General features: G+C 46.3%; 12 protein-coding genes, 1 tRNA gene and 1 riboswitch. Of the genes, 2 read left to right on the top strand and 11 right to left on the bottom strand.

The genetic code is table 11. From position 1 onward, the window contains the following. Positions 1–46 precede the first annotated feature (46 nt). Together tsrA and IX95_RS24675 are read right to left on the bottom strand one after the other, a co-directional pair. The gene (gene tsrA, locus IX95_RS24680; protein ID WP_006957541.1) at positions 47–331 is read right to left on the bottom strand and encodes an H-NS-like global regulator TsrA; all 285 of its coding nucleotides are present in this window, start codon (positions 329–331) and stop codon (positions 47–49) included. A gap of 85 nt (positions 332–416) precedes the next feature. Further along, a complete protein-coding gene (locus IX95_RS24675; protein ID WP_038164797.1) occupies positions 417–1,610 on the bottom strand; it encodes a multidrug effflux MFS transporter in 1,194 nt (397 codons plus the stop codon). Positions 1,611–1,719: 109 nt separating this feature from the next. Between IX95_RS24675 and IX95_RS24670 the strand changes: the two genes are divergently transcribed. Next, a complete protein-coding gene (locus IX95_RS24670) occupies positions 1,720–2,661 on the top strand; it encodes a LysR family transcriptional regulator (RefSeq protein WP_038164794.1) in 942 nt (313 codons plus the stop codon). A gap of 89 nt (positions 2,662–2,750) precedes the next feature. Further along, a complete protein-coding gene (locus IX95_RS24665; RefSeq protein WP_038164791.1) occupies positions 2,751–4,541 on the top strand; it encodes an aminopeptidase P family protein in 1,791 nt (596 codons plus the stop codon). A 67-nt stretch (positions 4,542–4,608) separates the two neighbouring features. Here IX95_RS24665 and thiH read toward each other — a convergent pair whose 3' ends face one another. The 9 genes from thiH to IX95_RS24620 form a co-directional block, all read right to left on the bottom strand. Continuing rightward, the gene (gene thiH / locus IX95_RS24660; RefSeq protein ID WP_038164789.1) at positions 4,609–5,721 is read right to left on the bottom strand and encodes a 2-iminoacetate synthase ThiH; all 1,113 of its coding nucleotides are present in this window, start codon (positions 5,719–5,721) and stop codon (positions 4,609–4,611) included. Positions 5,722–5,739: 18 nt separating this feature from the next. Next, a complete protein-coding gene (locus IX95_RS24655; RefSeq protein ID WP_038164787.1) occupies positions 5,740–6,507 on the bottom strand; it encodes a thiazole synthase in 768 nt (255 codons plus the stop codon). 5 nt (positions 6,508–6,512) lie between these two features. Next, positions 6,513–6,722 (bottom strand): sulfur carrier protein ThiS, encoded by a 210-nt coding sequence (gene thiS, locus IX95_RS24650; RefSeq protein ID WP_006957535.1) that lies wholly within the window; start codon positions 6,720–6,722, stop codon positions 6,513–6,515. 31 nt (positions 6,723–6,753) lie between these two features. Continuing rightward, a complete protein-coding gene (locus IX95_RS24645) occupies positions 6,754–7,509 on the bottom strand; it encodes a HesA/MoeB/ThiF family protein (RefSeq protein ID WP_038164784.1) in 756 nt (251 codons plus the stop codon). Next, positions 7,503–8,774, bottom strand: coding sequence for a thiamine phosphate synthase (locus tag IX95_RS24640; protein WP_038164782.1), 1,272 nt, complete (start codon positions 8,772–8,774; stop codon positions 7,503–7,505). The genes IX95_RS24645 and IX95_RS24640 overlap by 7 nt, the downstream gene beginning before the upstream one ends. Continuing rightward, positions 8,774–10,714, bottom strand: a complete 1,941-nt coding sequence (thiC, locus tag IX95_RS24635; protein WP_038164780.1) for a phosphomethylpyrimidine synthase ThiC — start codon at positions 10,712–10,714, stop codon at positions 8,774–8,776. The genes IX95_RS24640 and thiC overlap by 1 nt, the downstream gene beginning before the upstream one ends. A gap of 171 nt (positions 10,715–10,885) precedes the next feature. Continuing rightward, positions 10,886–10,984, bottom strand: a riboswitch (TPP riboswitch). A 68-nt stretch (positions 10,985–11,052) separates the two neighbouring features. Continuing rightward, positions 11,053–11,436, bottom strand: coding sequence for a fluoride efflux transporter CrcB (crcB, locus tag IX95_RS24630; protein ID WP_006957531.1), 384 nt, complete (start codon positions 11,434–11,436; stop codon positions 11,053–11,055). Positions 11,437–11,546: 110 nt separating this feature from the next. Continuing rightward, positions 11,547–12,929 carry a multicopper oxidase family protein gene (locus IX95_RS24625; RefSeq protein ID WP_038164778.1) on the bottom strand — a complete coding sequence of 461 codons (1,383 nt, stop codon included), beginning with the start codon at positions 12,927–12,929 and terminating at the stop codon, positions 11,547–11,549. Positions 12,930–13,277: 348 nt separating this feature from the next. Further along, positions 13,278–13,354: transfer RNA gene (locus tag IX95_RS24620), tRNA-Trp, on the bottom strand. Positions 13,355–13,429: the final 75 nt, after the last annotated feature.

Here is a 13,429-nt window from a genome sequence, read left to right as displayed (position 1 = left end):
TTTAGGGCTAGAAAACAAAAAGGCCCGCATGATGCGGGCCTTTTTATTATTTTGATTCGAGGTACTTCTTAAGCTCTTCAGCTGAGATGCCCTGCTCGGCAATGGTTTTAGCAATCGAGGCTATTTCTTCCCCTTTGCGATCTTCAACGACTTGCTGAAACTGGTAAACAATGTCACGCAACATATGCAGTGGGACTTGTTTCGCCGCACTACGAATGCGCTCACCACTTTGGTTACCCAGCTCGTTTAATAGTTTTCCAAACATAACTTTTTCCGGAGCATCTTCCAGTTGCTCCAGTACACGAGCCATTTCGTAAGTTGTCATCGACATCGAGGTTTAGCATCCACAGTAGTTATTAGAAGTGAAGGTCAAATATACAATGTTTTTTTAGTCGTTCAAAGCAATTAGGCAAAACTTACGCAATTGCCGCATGCCATTTTTTACCAGCTTTACTCATCAGTACAAAAATACCCGGTACGATGATAAACATTTGCACAGCGATCATCACCTGCGGCTCCATACCTAAGCGTTGTACCGTACCTACGACCAGCCCTGAGCCGCTCATCTGGAAAAGACCCAGTAGCGCTGCGGCCGTGCCCGCTTTGTCGCCAAACGGAGCCAATGCCTTACCAGCGGCTGCACCTAGCACCCATGCAAAGCCAACTGATGAGAGGAAGATTGGCAACATGAACGCCAGTGCCGTTTGCTGCTGGACCATAGCCAACATCACAATGCCACCTAGGCCAAGGGTCATGATTCCTACAACCAGCGTTTTATGCGTACCGTACTTGTCCATAAATTTAGGCGCGGTCATACAAGCGGCAATGTTGATCACGGCATTGATACCGAACCACAGAGTAAACTCGTTCATGCTCAGACCCAAATTCTCCATCAGCACCACTGGCGCGGATGTCACGTAAGCAAGAATCACGGCCATCGCGAGCATACAAAGCGAAGCATGAAAGATGAAAGAAGGTGTTTTGAGCACCGCCATATAGCGACTAGGACGGAAAACTGGCTCTTTGCTCGGAGCAGGATTGGTTTCTTTCATTCCGATGAACATCGCAACCAAAGCTACCATGGCAAAGCCTGCCATAAACGAGAAGTTTGAGCGCCAACCGAATTGCTGTGTAAGCCAGCTGCCCAAGATAGGCGCCAGAGCAGGAATAAAACAAATCGCACCATTCAGGTAGCTGATCATCTTGCCACTTTTCTGCGGCCCAAAAATATCGCGAACTGTTGCAAAGGCTGCTACCGATGTCGCGCACGCACCTAAGCCTTGCAGCAGCCTAGCAGCTAGCATCCATTCAATGTTTTGAGCACCCCACGCCAATAAGGCACTCAATGCGTAGATGCTAATACCACCCAATGCAACAGTTCGACGTCCTACTTTGTCTGCCAAAGGGCCGGCAAATAATTGACCGACACCCATAGCGAACAAAAACCATGTAATCGTATCTTGTGCAAGTGCGTGTTCCACGTGAAACGCCTGAGAAATCTGAGGTAAAGCAGGCAGATAGATATCAATCGCCAAGGGGCTGAATAGCACCAACAAGGTGAGCAACACCATTTGCATTTTACCGTGATTTTGTTGATAAGCAGTTTGCACGAAGAAGACTCCCGCCAAGAATTGATGAAATTGTTTGCAGTGTAAGCTAGTCTAGATATGACATCCAATGACACTTTATCATTAAAGATATTCCCCTAAGGAATTTCATGTGCATATAGAAAAACTCGCCCGTCTCGACCTCAATCTTTTAGTTTGCCTCAAAGTGCTTGCTGAAGAACTTAATGTTACTCGCGCCTCGCATCGATTGTGTTTAAGCCAGTCGGCAGTGAGTAAAAGCCTCGCCAAGTTACGCATACAGTTTGAAGACCCGCTGTTTGTTCGCCACGCTCATGGGCTAAAACCGACACCGAAAACACTGTTCCTAAAACCCAAACTGGATAGCCTAATTAACCATTTGGAACAAATCACTCAGCCCGAGCAATTCGCACCAGATTCGAGTGATCACAAGTTCCAAATTGCCGCTGTAGAAAGTGTTTATCCGTTAATCCTACCCCATTTCTTGCCGGAGATTTTTAAGCGGGCCCCTGGCGTCACCATCAGCACACATTCATGGGCAGACCAAACCTTTAAGCAGATTCAACGTGGCGAAATTGACCTTGGTATCACGGGGAAGGACATTGATATCAACGATGCTAAATTGACTATGTTACCGCCCAACGACATCTGTGAGCAGGAAATCTATCGCGACAATCAAATGTGCCTGTTGCGCCAAAACCATCCAATTCTCTCGGGTAGCTGGAATCTTGATACTTATCTTGAGCAAAGGCATGTTCAGGTTCGCTGTGATGGTAATGATCGCTGGTTATTGGATTACAGGCTGGCTGACATAGGTAAAGAGCGCGATATCGCCATCACGGTGCCAGACTTTAATAGCGCCGCCAGCCTTTGTTCGTACACTGATTTCATCTTCACAGCACCTAGTCATTTTGTGAAATTATCGTCCAAACAACTTGGCCTAACCGTATTGCCACTGCCATTAGAATTCCCGCCGATGGCCTATACCGCGTTCTGGCATAGGGACAGAGAAAGTGATCCCGCACTGTCTTGGTTGCGTCGAATAATTAAAGACAAAACCACCGCATTGAGATGATTTGCAGGCTGACGGTAAAAGGAGTAGCTTATTGCCACATCGTCCGCTTTTTAGAAAGGACGCGTGAATAAATGATGAAGGATTAATAGATGCTTACCACTACTGAACAACGTTTAGCAGCCATTCGTGAATGGCTGGTTCAGCACAATATTGATGCGTTGCTCATCCCACATGAGGATGAGTACTTAGGCGAATATGTCCCAGCACATAATGAACGTTTGCACTGGCTGACGGGCTTCACTGGTTCTGCGGGTGCTGCGGTAATCACACAACACAAAGCGGCGATGTTTGTCGATGGTCGCTACACCGTTCAGGTGACTAAAGAAGTACCAGCCGATCTATTCGAATATCGTCACTTGATCGAAGAACCTGCTTTGGATTGGTTGAAAGGCCAACTTTCTCAAGGCCAAACGGTCGCGATAGACCCAAGAATGCACAATTCTGCTTGGCTATCGATGGCACAATCAAAGCTTGCGGGTTCACTGGAACTAAAAGTGCTTACTAGTAATCCTATCGACGAACTTTGGCATGACCGCCCTGCTCCCGTCGTTTCAGACGTACGTCTGATGGCGACAGAAGCCGTGGGTCAATCATGTGAATCTAAACGTAAAGAGATTGCTCAGTTAGTCGCTCAGGCAGGCGCCGAAAGCGCGGTGATCACCGCTTTGGATTCCGTCTGCTGGCTGCTCAACGTGCGCGGTTTAGATGTATCTCGTCTTCCTGTTTTGTTGTCTCACGTCATCCTCCATGCAGATTCAACCTTAGAGTATTTCCTAGACCCTACTCGCTTACCTGAAGGTTTCGCTCAACACGTAGGTGAAGGCGTAAGCGTGCATCACCCAGAAGCTCTACAAACGCGCCTCGAAGCTTTATCAGGAAAGAATGTCTTGGTAGACCCAGCAACAAGCAATGCATGGTTTAAGTTAGTACTTCAGAACAGTGGTGCTACCGTAGTAAACGCCGCCGATCCATGTCTTATGCCAAAAGCAGCGAAAAACGCTGTTGAAATTGCCGGTATGAAAGCCTGTCATATTCGTGATGGCGTCGCGATGAGTCAGTTCTTGTGCTGGCTGGATGATGAAGTAGCAAATGCAAGATTGCATGATGAGGCTACTTTGTCGGACAAACTGGAATCATTCCGTAGACAAGATCCTACCTTGATGGATCTTAGCTTTGATACGATTTCCGCAGCAGGCGGTAACGCAGCCATGTGTCACTATAATCATGAGAATCAACCTGAGCCAGGTAAGCTAGAACTCAATACACTTTACTTGGTCGATTCTGGCGGTCAGTATCTCGATGGCACTACCGATATCACCCGAACTATTGCTATCGGTCAACCAAGCGACGAAATGATTAAGCAGTTCACGCTTGCACTGAAGGGCCATATTGGTGTCGCGCGTGCCCGCTTCCCGAAAGGTACACGTGGTTATCAGATTGACACACTAGCGCGCCAACATTTGTGGGCTGAGGGATTTGATTATGACCACGGCACTGGCCACGGTGTTGGCCACTTCCTAAACGTCCATGAAGGCCCCGCCAGTATATCGAAACGACAGATCGATGTTCCTTTAGTAGAAGGCATGGTGCTTTCAAACGAACCGGGCTATTACCGTGCTGATGCTTTTGGTATTCGTATCGAAAACCTTGAGCTGGTCGTAGAAGCAAAAACTAATGGCGACTTTCCGGTACTTTGCTTCGAGTCCCTGACTCGTTGTCCGATTGATACTAGAAACATCAATGTCGACATGTTGACGAAGCCAGAATTGAATTGGGTAAATGAATATCACCAGAAAGTTTGGAACGATATCAGCCCATTAGTAGAAGGCGATGTCAAAGCCTGGCTAGAAACAGCCACTCAGCCAATAGCGCATAACTGATTTCTGTTTCTGGAAATAAAAAAGCTCTCCCATGGAGAGCTTTTTTTGATGTTTCACGTGAAACATATCAGCCTGAGTATGCTGAATGCCAGTCTTTCCAAACCGGGTCAAACCCTTTTGCTCGAATCATCGCCTCTACCGAGCTCGCACTTCTTTCATCACTTATCTCAAACTGTTCTAATTCAGCTTCATCATTTGCATAACCACCGGGTTGAGTCTTCGACGCGGCAGACATTGATGTCACACCAAGGGGCAATACGTTGTCCCTAAATTCAGGCGACTCACGAGTAGATAACGAAAGTTCCACTTCAGGGTTTAGTAAGCGAAATGCACAAATCAGCTGAACTAGTTGCTTGTCTGTCATCACCGACTTAGGTTGAAGCGCTCCCTCACAAGGCCTTAAGCGCGGGAAAGATATAGAGTATCGTGTTTGCCAATAGGTGCGTTCAAGATAATCGAGGTGGGCTGCAACATAAAAGCAGTCAGTCCTCCACTCTTCTAACCCTATAAGTGCACCAATTCCAATCTTATCAATACCTGCTTTTGCTAATCTATCCGGTGTTTCTAAGCGATACTCAAAATCCATTTTATTGCCACGCAGATGGTGTTCCGCATACGTTGAAGGGTGATAAGTTTCCTGATACACCATGACAGCATCGAGACCTAATGTCTTGAGCTCTGCATACTGGTTTTGTTCAAGCGGCTGCACTTCCATCGCTAGGTAGTTAAACTTCTCTTTGATGACGGGCAACATCTCACGGAAATATTTCATCCCGACTTTAGTTTCATGCTCGCCAGTAACTAACAGAACGCTATCAAACTTCATGCGTTTAATGGCTTCAATCTCGGCTTCGATTTCGCCCTTATTCAATGTTCGGCGTTTAATACGATTCTCCATCGAAAAGCCACAATAGGTACAAGCGTTCGCGCACAGGTTGGATAAGTACAGAGGAATGTACAATGAGAGCGTATTGCCAAATCGCTTTCTAGTTAACGCGTATGATAGCTGCGCCATTTGCTCCAAGTAAGGTTCCGCTGCTGGTGAGAGTAGCGCCTTAAAGTCTTCTAGATCACGTTTGGGTTTCGCTAGCGCTCGCTCAACATCCTTAGCTGTCTTGGCATAAATTGACATCGAAATGTCATCCCAATTCAGCTTTTTGAATTGATCAACAAAAGTCATTCTCAATACCTACTTTAGCTACAGTTCATCGAGAAAAGACGTCAACGGACTTGATGCTACCGCGTGAGAGACCTGGCCAGCTAAACCCGCTTCATACGCCATTCGCCCCGATTCAACGGCCATTTTAAATGCAATTGCCATCGTAACCGGGTCGGCAGCGGCAGCAATCGCAGTATTAACCAATACGGCGTCAGCACCCATTTCCATCGCACGCGCTGCATGGGAAGGTGCGCCAATACCAGCATCAACAACAACTGGAACGTTAGCTTGGTCAATAATGATCTCAAGAAAGTCATGCGATGCGATGCCCTTATTTGAGCCAATTGGAGATCCTAAAGGCATAACAGCTGCACACCCCACCTCTTCCAATCGTTTACACAAAACAGGATCAGCATGGCAGTAAGGCAGTACCGCAAATCCATCTTTGACCAGTTGCTCTGCTGCCGCTAAAGTCTCTATCGGATCAGGCATTAGATACTTAGGGTCTGGATGAATCTCGAGTTTGAGCCAGTTGGTACCCAGAGCTTCTCTTGCTAAATGCGCGGCAAATACTGCGTCTTTGGCATTTTTTGCCCCCGAAGTGTTAGGCAGTAAATGCACTCCTGCTTCAATTAAAGGCTGAAGAATATCATCTTGCTGATCGTGTATATCAACACGCTTCAACGCCATGGTAGCCAGTTGGGAGCCCGACACCTTAATCGCCTCCTCCATTAGAAATTTGTTGGCAAACTTTCCAGTGCCCGTAAACAGTCGTGAGTTGAATTCTCTGTCTGCAATCTTAAGCATCGTTGTTACCCTCCAGCAATGGCTTGAAAAAGTGAAATCGCATCGCCTTCATTCAGGCAAGTGGTTGGCCAATCACTACGTGGCACAACGGTATTGTTAATGGCAAAGACGCATCCGACTTCAGGCAGTGAAAACTGCTGAATGATGTTTTCTAGGCTCGCGCCTGCGCTGATACGCTGAGACTGTTCGTTGATGATTATGTGTATCTCGCTCATTGCTTCACTTCTTGATTATGTAATTTGGTTGTCATTGACTGCACACCGAACACTGCTGGTCGCGCGTAATCGTCATCACTTGCCAGTTAAGTTTTAGTCCATTGAATAAGTGCAATTGGCCAACAGGAAAATCAAAATGTCCTAATGCCAATTTCTGTAATGTCGCTAATGCTTGATAGTTGCCTAAGGTACCTACGACAGGACCTAAGATCCCATTTTCACTGCATTTGCTCGGCTGACTTAGCTCATCAAAGGGGTAGAGACAGCGATAACATCCTGACTCTTTGCTCGATGAATAATCGAATACAGCAAATTGTCCTTGCCAACCAATAGCGGCAGCGGAAACAAGCGGCTTACTCTGTTGGTAGCAGACTAAATTGATCAACTGACGCGTTTGAATATTGTCGGTACAATCCAACACCACATCCGCTAACATCACTTCTAGTGCTAATTGATATCCTGATAGCCGCTTGCCGATGGTACGTATTTGCACACCAGAATTAAGCTGGTTTAACTGTTGGCGCATAGCCTCGATTTTTGCTTTACCGAGATTGCCCTCGCGATAGACAATTTGACGTTGCAGATTACTAGTATCAACATCATCATCGTCGACCAGCACCATTCGGCCTACTCCAGCAGCAGCTAAATATAGACTCGCCGCACTGCCTAATCCGCCACAGCCAATAATCAAAACATGCGATTTAGTAATCTTTTCCTGCCCGCATTCGCCAATTTCCGGCAGTGAAATCTGCCTTTGATAACGTAAGAAATCTTGGTCGCTTAGCATGCCGATACCTCATTCGAAACATCAGTACTGATTTTTCGCTGCTCATCGGCAGTTAACTGAGTAAAGAATTTAATCGCTTGTTCCAGCGAAGGTGCTTGAGTGATAGCGCTCACCAACGCCAAACTAGTAACGCCACAGTTCCAAACTAGATGCGCATTGGATTGCGTGATACCACCAATCGCCACAGTAGGTACGCCTGATGAATTTAAATAAGGCATGGTATTAACCAGCTTTTGATAGAGAGCAAGTTTTACTAGCCCTTGAGGGTTGGTTGCGAATTGTTTTGTCTGGGTAGGAAATATGTGCCCCAAAGCGAGATAACTTGGATTAGTCTGTGCGACTCGAAGCAATTCATAATAACCATGGGTCGATAGCCCTAAACGCAAACTGGATTTAGCTAATTCAGCTAAGTTGCTTTCCTCAATATCCTCTTGACCTAGATGAACACCATAAGCTTGATGCTTAATTGCTAGACGCCAATAATCGTTGATAAATACCTGAGCGTCATATCTGCGACCAAGTGCAACTGCATCTTCAATTTGTTGCTCCAACTCATCTGCCAGTGGATCTTTAATTCTCAACTGAACGGTTTTGACGCCACTCTCTAAAAGCTTCTTGACCCATTCAACGCTATCAACAACTGGGTAAAGCCCTAAATCACATTTAGATACCGATGGAAATGCCAATTGATTACCTGATTTAGTCCAACCAGCGCTAATCCCTAGTCGGTGATCTTCGAGAACAGGGGAAGGAAAATCGATAATATTCTCTGCCCATGTTTCACGTGAAACATTCGCCATGGCTCGTGCAAGTGTAAGAGCATCTTCAAACGTAAACGCCAAGCTGATGAGAGTGACAACCCATGCAAAGTGACGTTTACGATCAAACTCTGATTGATTGACTGAACTCGCTAACGCACATGCTTGATCACGACTAGGGTCTAACCAAATATCTAGAACCTGATTTACATCCAAGACATTAATGTAAACGTGCGATGAATCTATTTTTGGCCTAGATGGCTCGATAGTGATACCAGAGTAATACTCGACAAAGAACGTACGTTCATCGCCCACCACACCGGGCTCAACTAAATCTGTAGCCAGCTTTGTCCATTCTGAGCCATGAGATATATGAACTGTTTGAGCTGGGCTGACACCCAGCTCAATACTTTCTATCTCGAAGCCTTTTTCCTTGGCCAGCTGTAAGCATTGCTCAATTTCGGGTTTGACGTCAGCCAACGCGGTAGGAATAAGGATCTTTGCCATTACTCCTCCGTTACAGCCGTAGCAGCGGGATGGTAGAGCTCTGAGCCTGTGTCACGAAACTCCTTCGATTTCTGACGCATGCCTTCAAGTGGATCATCCAACATTTTGACACTGATCGCTTGGTCCGCTGCTACTTGCTCGGTATCTTTGGCGTATTCACGCACTTCTTGTGAGATCTTCATTGAGCAGAATTTTGGACCACACATAGAGCAGAAATGGGCAACCTTACCGGATTCTTGAGGCAGGGTTTCATCATGGAAAGCACGTGCGGTATCAGGATCGAGCGCAAGGTTAAACTGGTCTTCCCAACGGAACTCAAATCGTGCTTTTGACAGTGCATTGTCGCGCACTTGTGCCCCAGGGTGCCCCTTAGCTAAGTCGGCAGCGTGCGCGGCAAGTTTATAGGTAATCAGTCCAGTTTTTACATCTTCTTTATTAGGCAAACCTAAGTGTTCTTTTGGAGTCACATAACACAGCATTGCACACCCGTACCAACCTATCATCGCCGCACCAATCCCTGACGTTATGTGGTCATAGCCAGGAGCAATATCCGTGGTTAGAGGGCCGAGCGTATAGAAAGGGGCTTCATGGCAATGCTCTAGCTGCTCTTCCATGTTCTCTTTAATCATATGCATTGGCACATGCCCTGGGCCTTCAATGATCACCTGAACATCATACTCCCACGCGATCTTTGTAAGTTCTCCAAGGGTGCGTAATTCTGCAAACTGGGCTTCATCATTTGCATCAGCTACAGAGCCAGGACGCAGGCCATCACCAAGCGATAACGCCACATCGTATTTAGCACAGATTTCACAGATCTCGCGGAAGTTGGTATAGAGGAAGCTTTCCTGATGATGAGCAAGACACCATTTAGCAATGATAGAGCCACCGCGTGAGACAATGCCTGTCACACGTTTGGCTGTCATAGGTACATAGCGAAGGAGTAAGCCTGCATGGATAGTAAAGTAATCCACGCCCTGCTCCGCTTGCTCAATTAAGGTGTCGCGCATTACCTCCCAATTGAGATTTTCGGCAATGCCGTTCACTTTCTCCAATGCCTGATACATAGGAACTGTACCAATTGGGACTGGGCTATTACGCAGAATCCATTCGCGAGTCTCGTGAATATTACGACCAGTAGACAGGTCCATCACTGTATCGCCACCCCAACGTGTCGACCAAACCAGCTTTTCAACTTCTTCCTCAATTGATGAGGTCACAGAGGAGTTACCAATGTTGGCGTTTACCTTCACAAGAAAGTTACGGCCAATGATCATAGGCTCAGATTCTGGGTGATTGATGTTTGAAGGGATAATGGCACGACCTTCGGCGACTTCTTTTCGCACGAATTCAGCGCTGATTTCGTCGGGAAGATTGGCACCAAAACTTTGCCCGGGGTGCTGCTGATTCAGAACCTGATCGCGATACTTTGCGCGGCCCATATTTTCGCGTAACGCAATATACTCCATCTCAGGTGTGATAATGCCTTTGCGTGCATAGTGCAGCTGAGTAACACATTGGCCATCTTTCGCACGACGGATGCGTGGCAGATTGCCATATCGAAGCTCATCGAGCGTTTCATCTTCCAATCTCTGTTTGGTGTACACAGAGCTGACATCACCGAGTACTTCTGTATCGCTGCGCTCTTCTATCCACTCCTCTCTCAGCTTAGGTAAACCGCTGTACAGGTCTATTGTATGAGTAGGGTCGGTATAGACGCCTGAAGTATCATAGACGCGTACTGGCTCATTTGGCTCGAAAACTGGAGAATCTTTGGTACCCCCAATTAAGCTATCTGCGAGAGATATTTCGCGCATCGGGACACGAATATCGGGGCGTGAACCCTCAACGTATACTTTGTGCGAATTTGGGTACGGTTGTACCGAGAGAGAATCAATGAACTGTTTTGCTTCCAGTCTCGCTTGCTTGCGACTCGACATAGCATTTTTCCTTGCTTTGTTATTCTAGATAAAAAGAGTTTGGATAAAAATGCTTGGCGGATAGATGCGACAAGAGGAGTCAAAATACAGGTGATGCGATTAGAGTGTTGACTAATGATCACCGAAACAACTTCGACTATTTGATAGATGCACCCAGAGAGAATTCTGGTGTAGGTATCTTCTCTTGTTCCCTTCGCAGGTGTTAGCCTGATCAGGTTCAACGGATCCCGAATTAACGGTCTCAGCCTTATGGCACTCCGACAAGTAAAATCAGTATATAAAAACGGCCTGGTGAAACCAAGCCGAGTTGTCTATTTTTAGAACAATTTTATCAAGTATTAGCTTTTGATCAGAATTTGAAACCCTATCCAAGCCGCCGATATACTCAAGACAACATTGAGCAGTACATTTAGCCCCATCTTGAAAAATGCGCCTTGCTGCATAAGAAGTACATTATCCATGGAAAAGGTTGAGAAGGTAGTCAGCGCGCCAAGGAAGCCTAGACCGATGATCTGACGCCATGGCTCCGTAGCCAACATTTCATTTTCAAATGCCGCGATCAGCAAGCCCATAATAAATGAGCCCACTACGTTGACCGTCAACGTACCATAGGGGAAACCTCGTCCGAGCAATACCACACACAATTCTGAAACCAAGTATCGCGAGCATGCGCCAAAGGCACCACCTAATGCGATAAATCCAAGTATAGAAAGTTGTCCCATGGTTCCTCCTGTCAAATTCTGCCGTATTGTATCTGGAATAAGGCTATTTTCGAATCAAAATCGCAACACATTATCTCAAATTAATTTTGAGATTTAAAAAGTTACAGGAGTCACTTTACTTCAATGTAACCCATTAATCCGGTTTTCATGTGTTCAATCACGTGGCAGTGATACATCCAGCGCCCTGGATTATCTGCAACAAACGCCGCTTTGGCTCTACCGTTTTTACCTAGCAGTACGGTATCGGTATGGAACGGTTCTGCAATCTTTTTACCGTCCATTTCTAGAACTGTGAATGTATGACCATGAATATGAATCGGGTGGTGATATTGAGTAACGTTCTTTAAATCGAATATATAAGTTTTACCGTACTCGAGCGTAGCCAACGGAGCCGGGATGTTATCTTTGCTCATTCCTTCCCACGCTCGTTTATTGGTTAGCCAGAATTTAGGCATAGCTTTACCATCTTTACTCGTTGGGGTAACTGTGCCCTCCCACTCAAAAACAAAGTCAATTTCCTCAGCATTAGCCAAATCAAGCTGAGGCACTGGATTCAATGGTAACTTGGGCAACGGTTGAGACTCAGGCAAAGAGGATTCGACAACTTCGAATTCACACAGAGGAAATGGGAAACGCCCCTTCATTTGACGAACATAGACACGCTCACCAGCTTGAGGAGCGATAAGACCTATATCAACCCTCATTCCTGGGCCAATTTTATGCTGAGATAGCTTATAGGGCGTTTTAACAGGGTTACCATCGATAGCGATGACCCATGCCTCAGCACCTTCCACTGCAATCGGGTAAGTAATGGTATTGTCGACGTTCGCGATTCGCAACCGTGTGGTCGCTCTGGCCTTCAGTTGGTAAATCGGCTCATGCACACCGTTAACACTACTCCACTCCCCTGGCGTGCCCATTCGCGCACTCATACGCGGGACCATTAAGTCTTTCCACTGGCCTTGCTTGTCTAGGTGCCAGTGCTTAAGCATCAACTCATGTTCCTCATCGAAGATAACGGGCTGGCTTTCTTCAACAATTATCAGCCCAACTAACCCCATTCCAAGCTGCTTAACACTGTTCATGTGCGGGTGATACCAGAATGTGCCGGCATCAGGTGGTGTAAACTCATAGCTGAAGGTCTCACCTGGCATGATAGGAGGCTGGCTAAGGAATGGGACGCCATCCATTTCAATCGGAATTCTCAGGCCATGCCAATGGATGGTAGTCGGCTCTGATAGCTTATTAGTGAATCTTATGATGACAGGCTCGCCCTGACGACAACGAATCGTAGGAGCTGGAATCTGCCCATTGAATCCAAGCACTTGGGTTTCATAGCCAGGCACCAATTCTGCCGTAGCAGGTTCAGCCGTAATATAGTAGACATAACGGCCTTGAGGATCGGTCGAACGTTTGACAGAGCAAGCGGGTAAAACACTGAGTGCCGAAATGGCGAGTGAGGATTGCAGGAAGCGACGACGAGAAATTTCCATATTCTAATAACTTTTAGTGATGCGTCAGCAAAATGTAACAAACTATTAGTAATAATTCTCAACAAGAGAGCAAGTTTTGGTAAAACCAGTGAATTGGGAATGATAATTTCGAGTTGGCTTAAGAAATATATCCTTCATGGCTACTCAGTCTAAGAAAATACTGGCCTATGCTACTTAGGCAATCAGAAGGAATATAGGGACAAACAGTCGATAAAGGGCTGATCGTTTTACGGCCCTAAGAAGATAGAACCATTTGACATGTGTTGCTTTGGAGGTTGGGGAATTCCTAAACAGTGATGCAATGGCCAAATGACAAAGGCTCTAGTCTTTCGACTAGAGCCTTGAAGATGGCAGGGGTGGAGAGATTCGAACTCCCAACACGCGGATTTGGAATCCGCTGCTCTGCCAATTGGAGCTACACCCCTGTAGAATCTTTCAAATTGTAGATTCGAAAAAACCTCGCCATAGCGAGGTTTCGAAATAAGTGGCGGAGCGGACGG

Source organism: Vibrio sp. B183, assembly GCF_000740665.1.
In the GTDB taxonomy this organism is placed as follows: Bacteria; Pseudomonadota; Gammaproteobacteria; order Enterobacterales; family Vibrionaceae; genus Vibrio; species Vibrio coralliilyticus.
The sequence above is the reverse complement of the archived record's forward strand: the minus strand, read 5'-3'. Positions and strand labels throughout refer to the sequence as shown.

Coding starts and splice junctions, on each gene's coding strand:
- IX95_RS24655 (WP_038164787.1), bottom strand. CDS start 6,507: ATGCTTAAGATTGCAGACAGAGAATTCAACTCACGACTGTTTACGGGC.
- crcB (WP_006957531.1), bottom strand. CDS start 11,436: ATGGGACAACTTTCTATACTTGGATTTATCGCATTAGGTGGTGCCTTT.
- thiS (WP_006957535.1), bottom strand. CDS start 6,722: ATGAGCGAGATACACATAATCATCAACGAACAGTCTCAGCGTATCAGC.
- IX95_RS24640 (WP_038164782.1), bottom strand. CDS start 8,774: ATGGCAAAGATCCTTATTCCTACCGCGTTGGCTGACGTCAAACCCGAA.
- thiH (WP_038164789.1), bottom strand. CDS start 5,721: ATGACTTTTGTTGATCAATTCAAAAAGCTGAATTGGGATGACATTTCG.
- IX95_RS24625 (WP_038164778.1), bottom strand. CDS start 12,929: ATGGAAATTTCTCGTCGTCGCTTCCTGCAATCCTCACTCGCCATTTCG.
- IX95_RS24645 (WP_038164784.1), bottom strand. CDS start 7,509: ATGCTAAGCGACCAAGATTTCTTACGTTATCAAAGGCAGATTTCACTG.
- IX95_RS24665 (WP_038164791.1), top strand. CDS start 2,751: ATGCTTACCACTACTGAACAACGTTTAGCAGCCATTCGTGAATGGCTG.
- thiC (WP_038164780.1), bottom strand. CDS start 10,714: ATGTCGAGTCGCAAGCAAGCGAGACTGGAAGCAAAACAGTTCATTGAT.
- tsrA (WP_006957541.1), bottom strand. CDS start 331: ATGTCGATGACAACTTACGAAATGGCTCGTGTACTGGAGCAACTGGAA.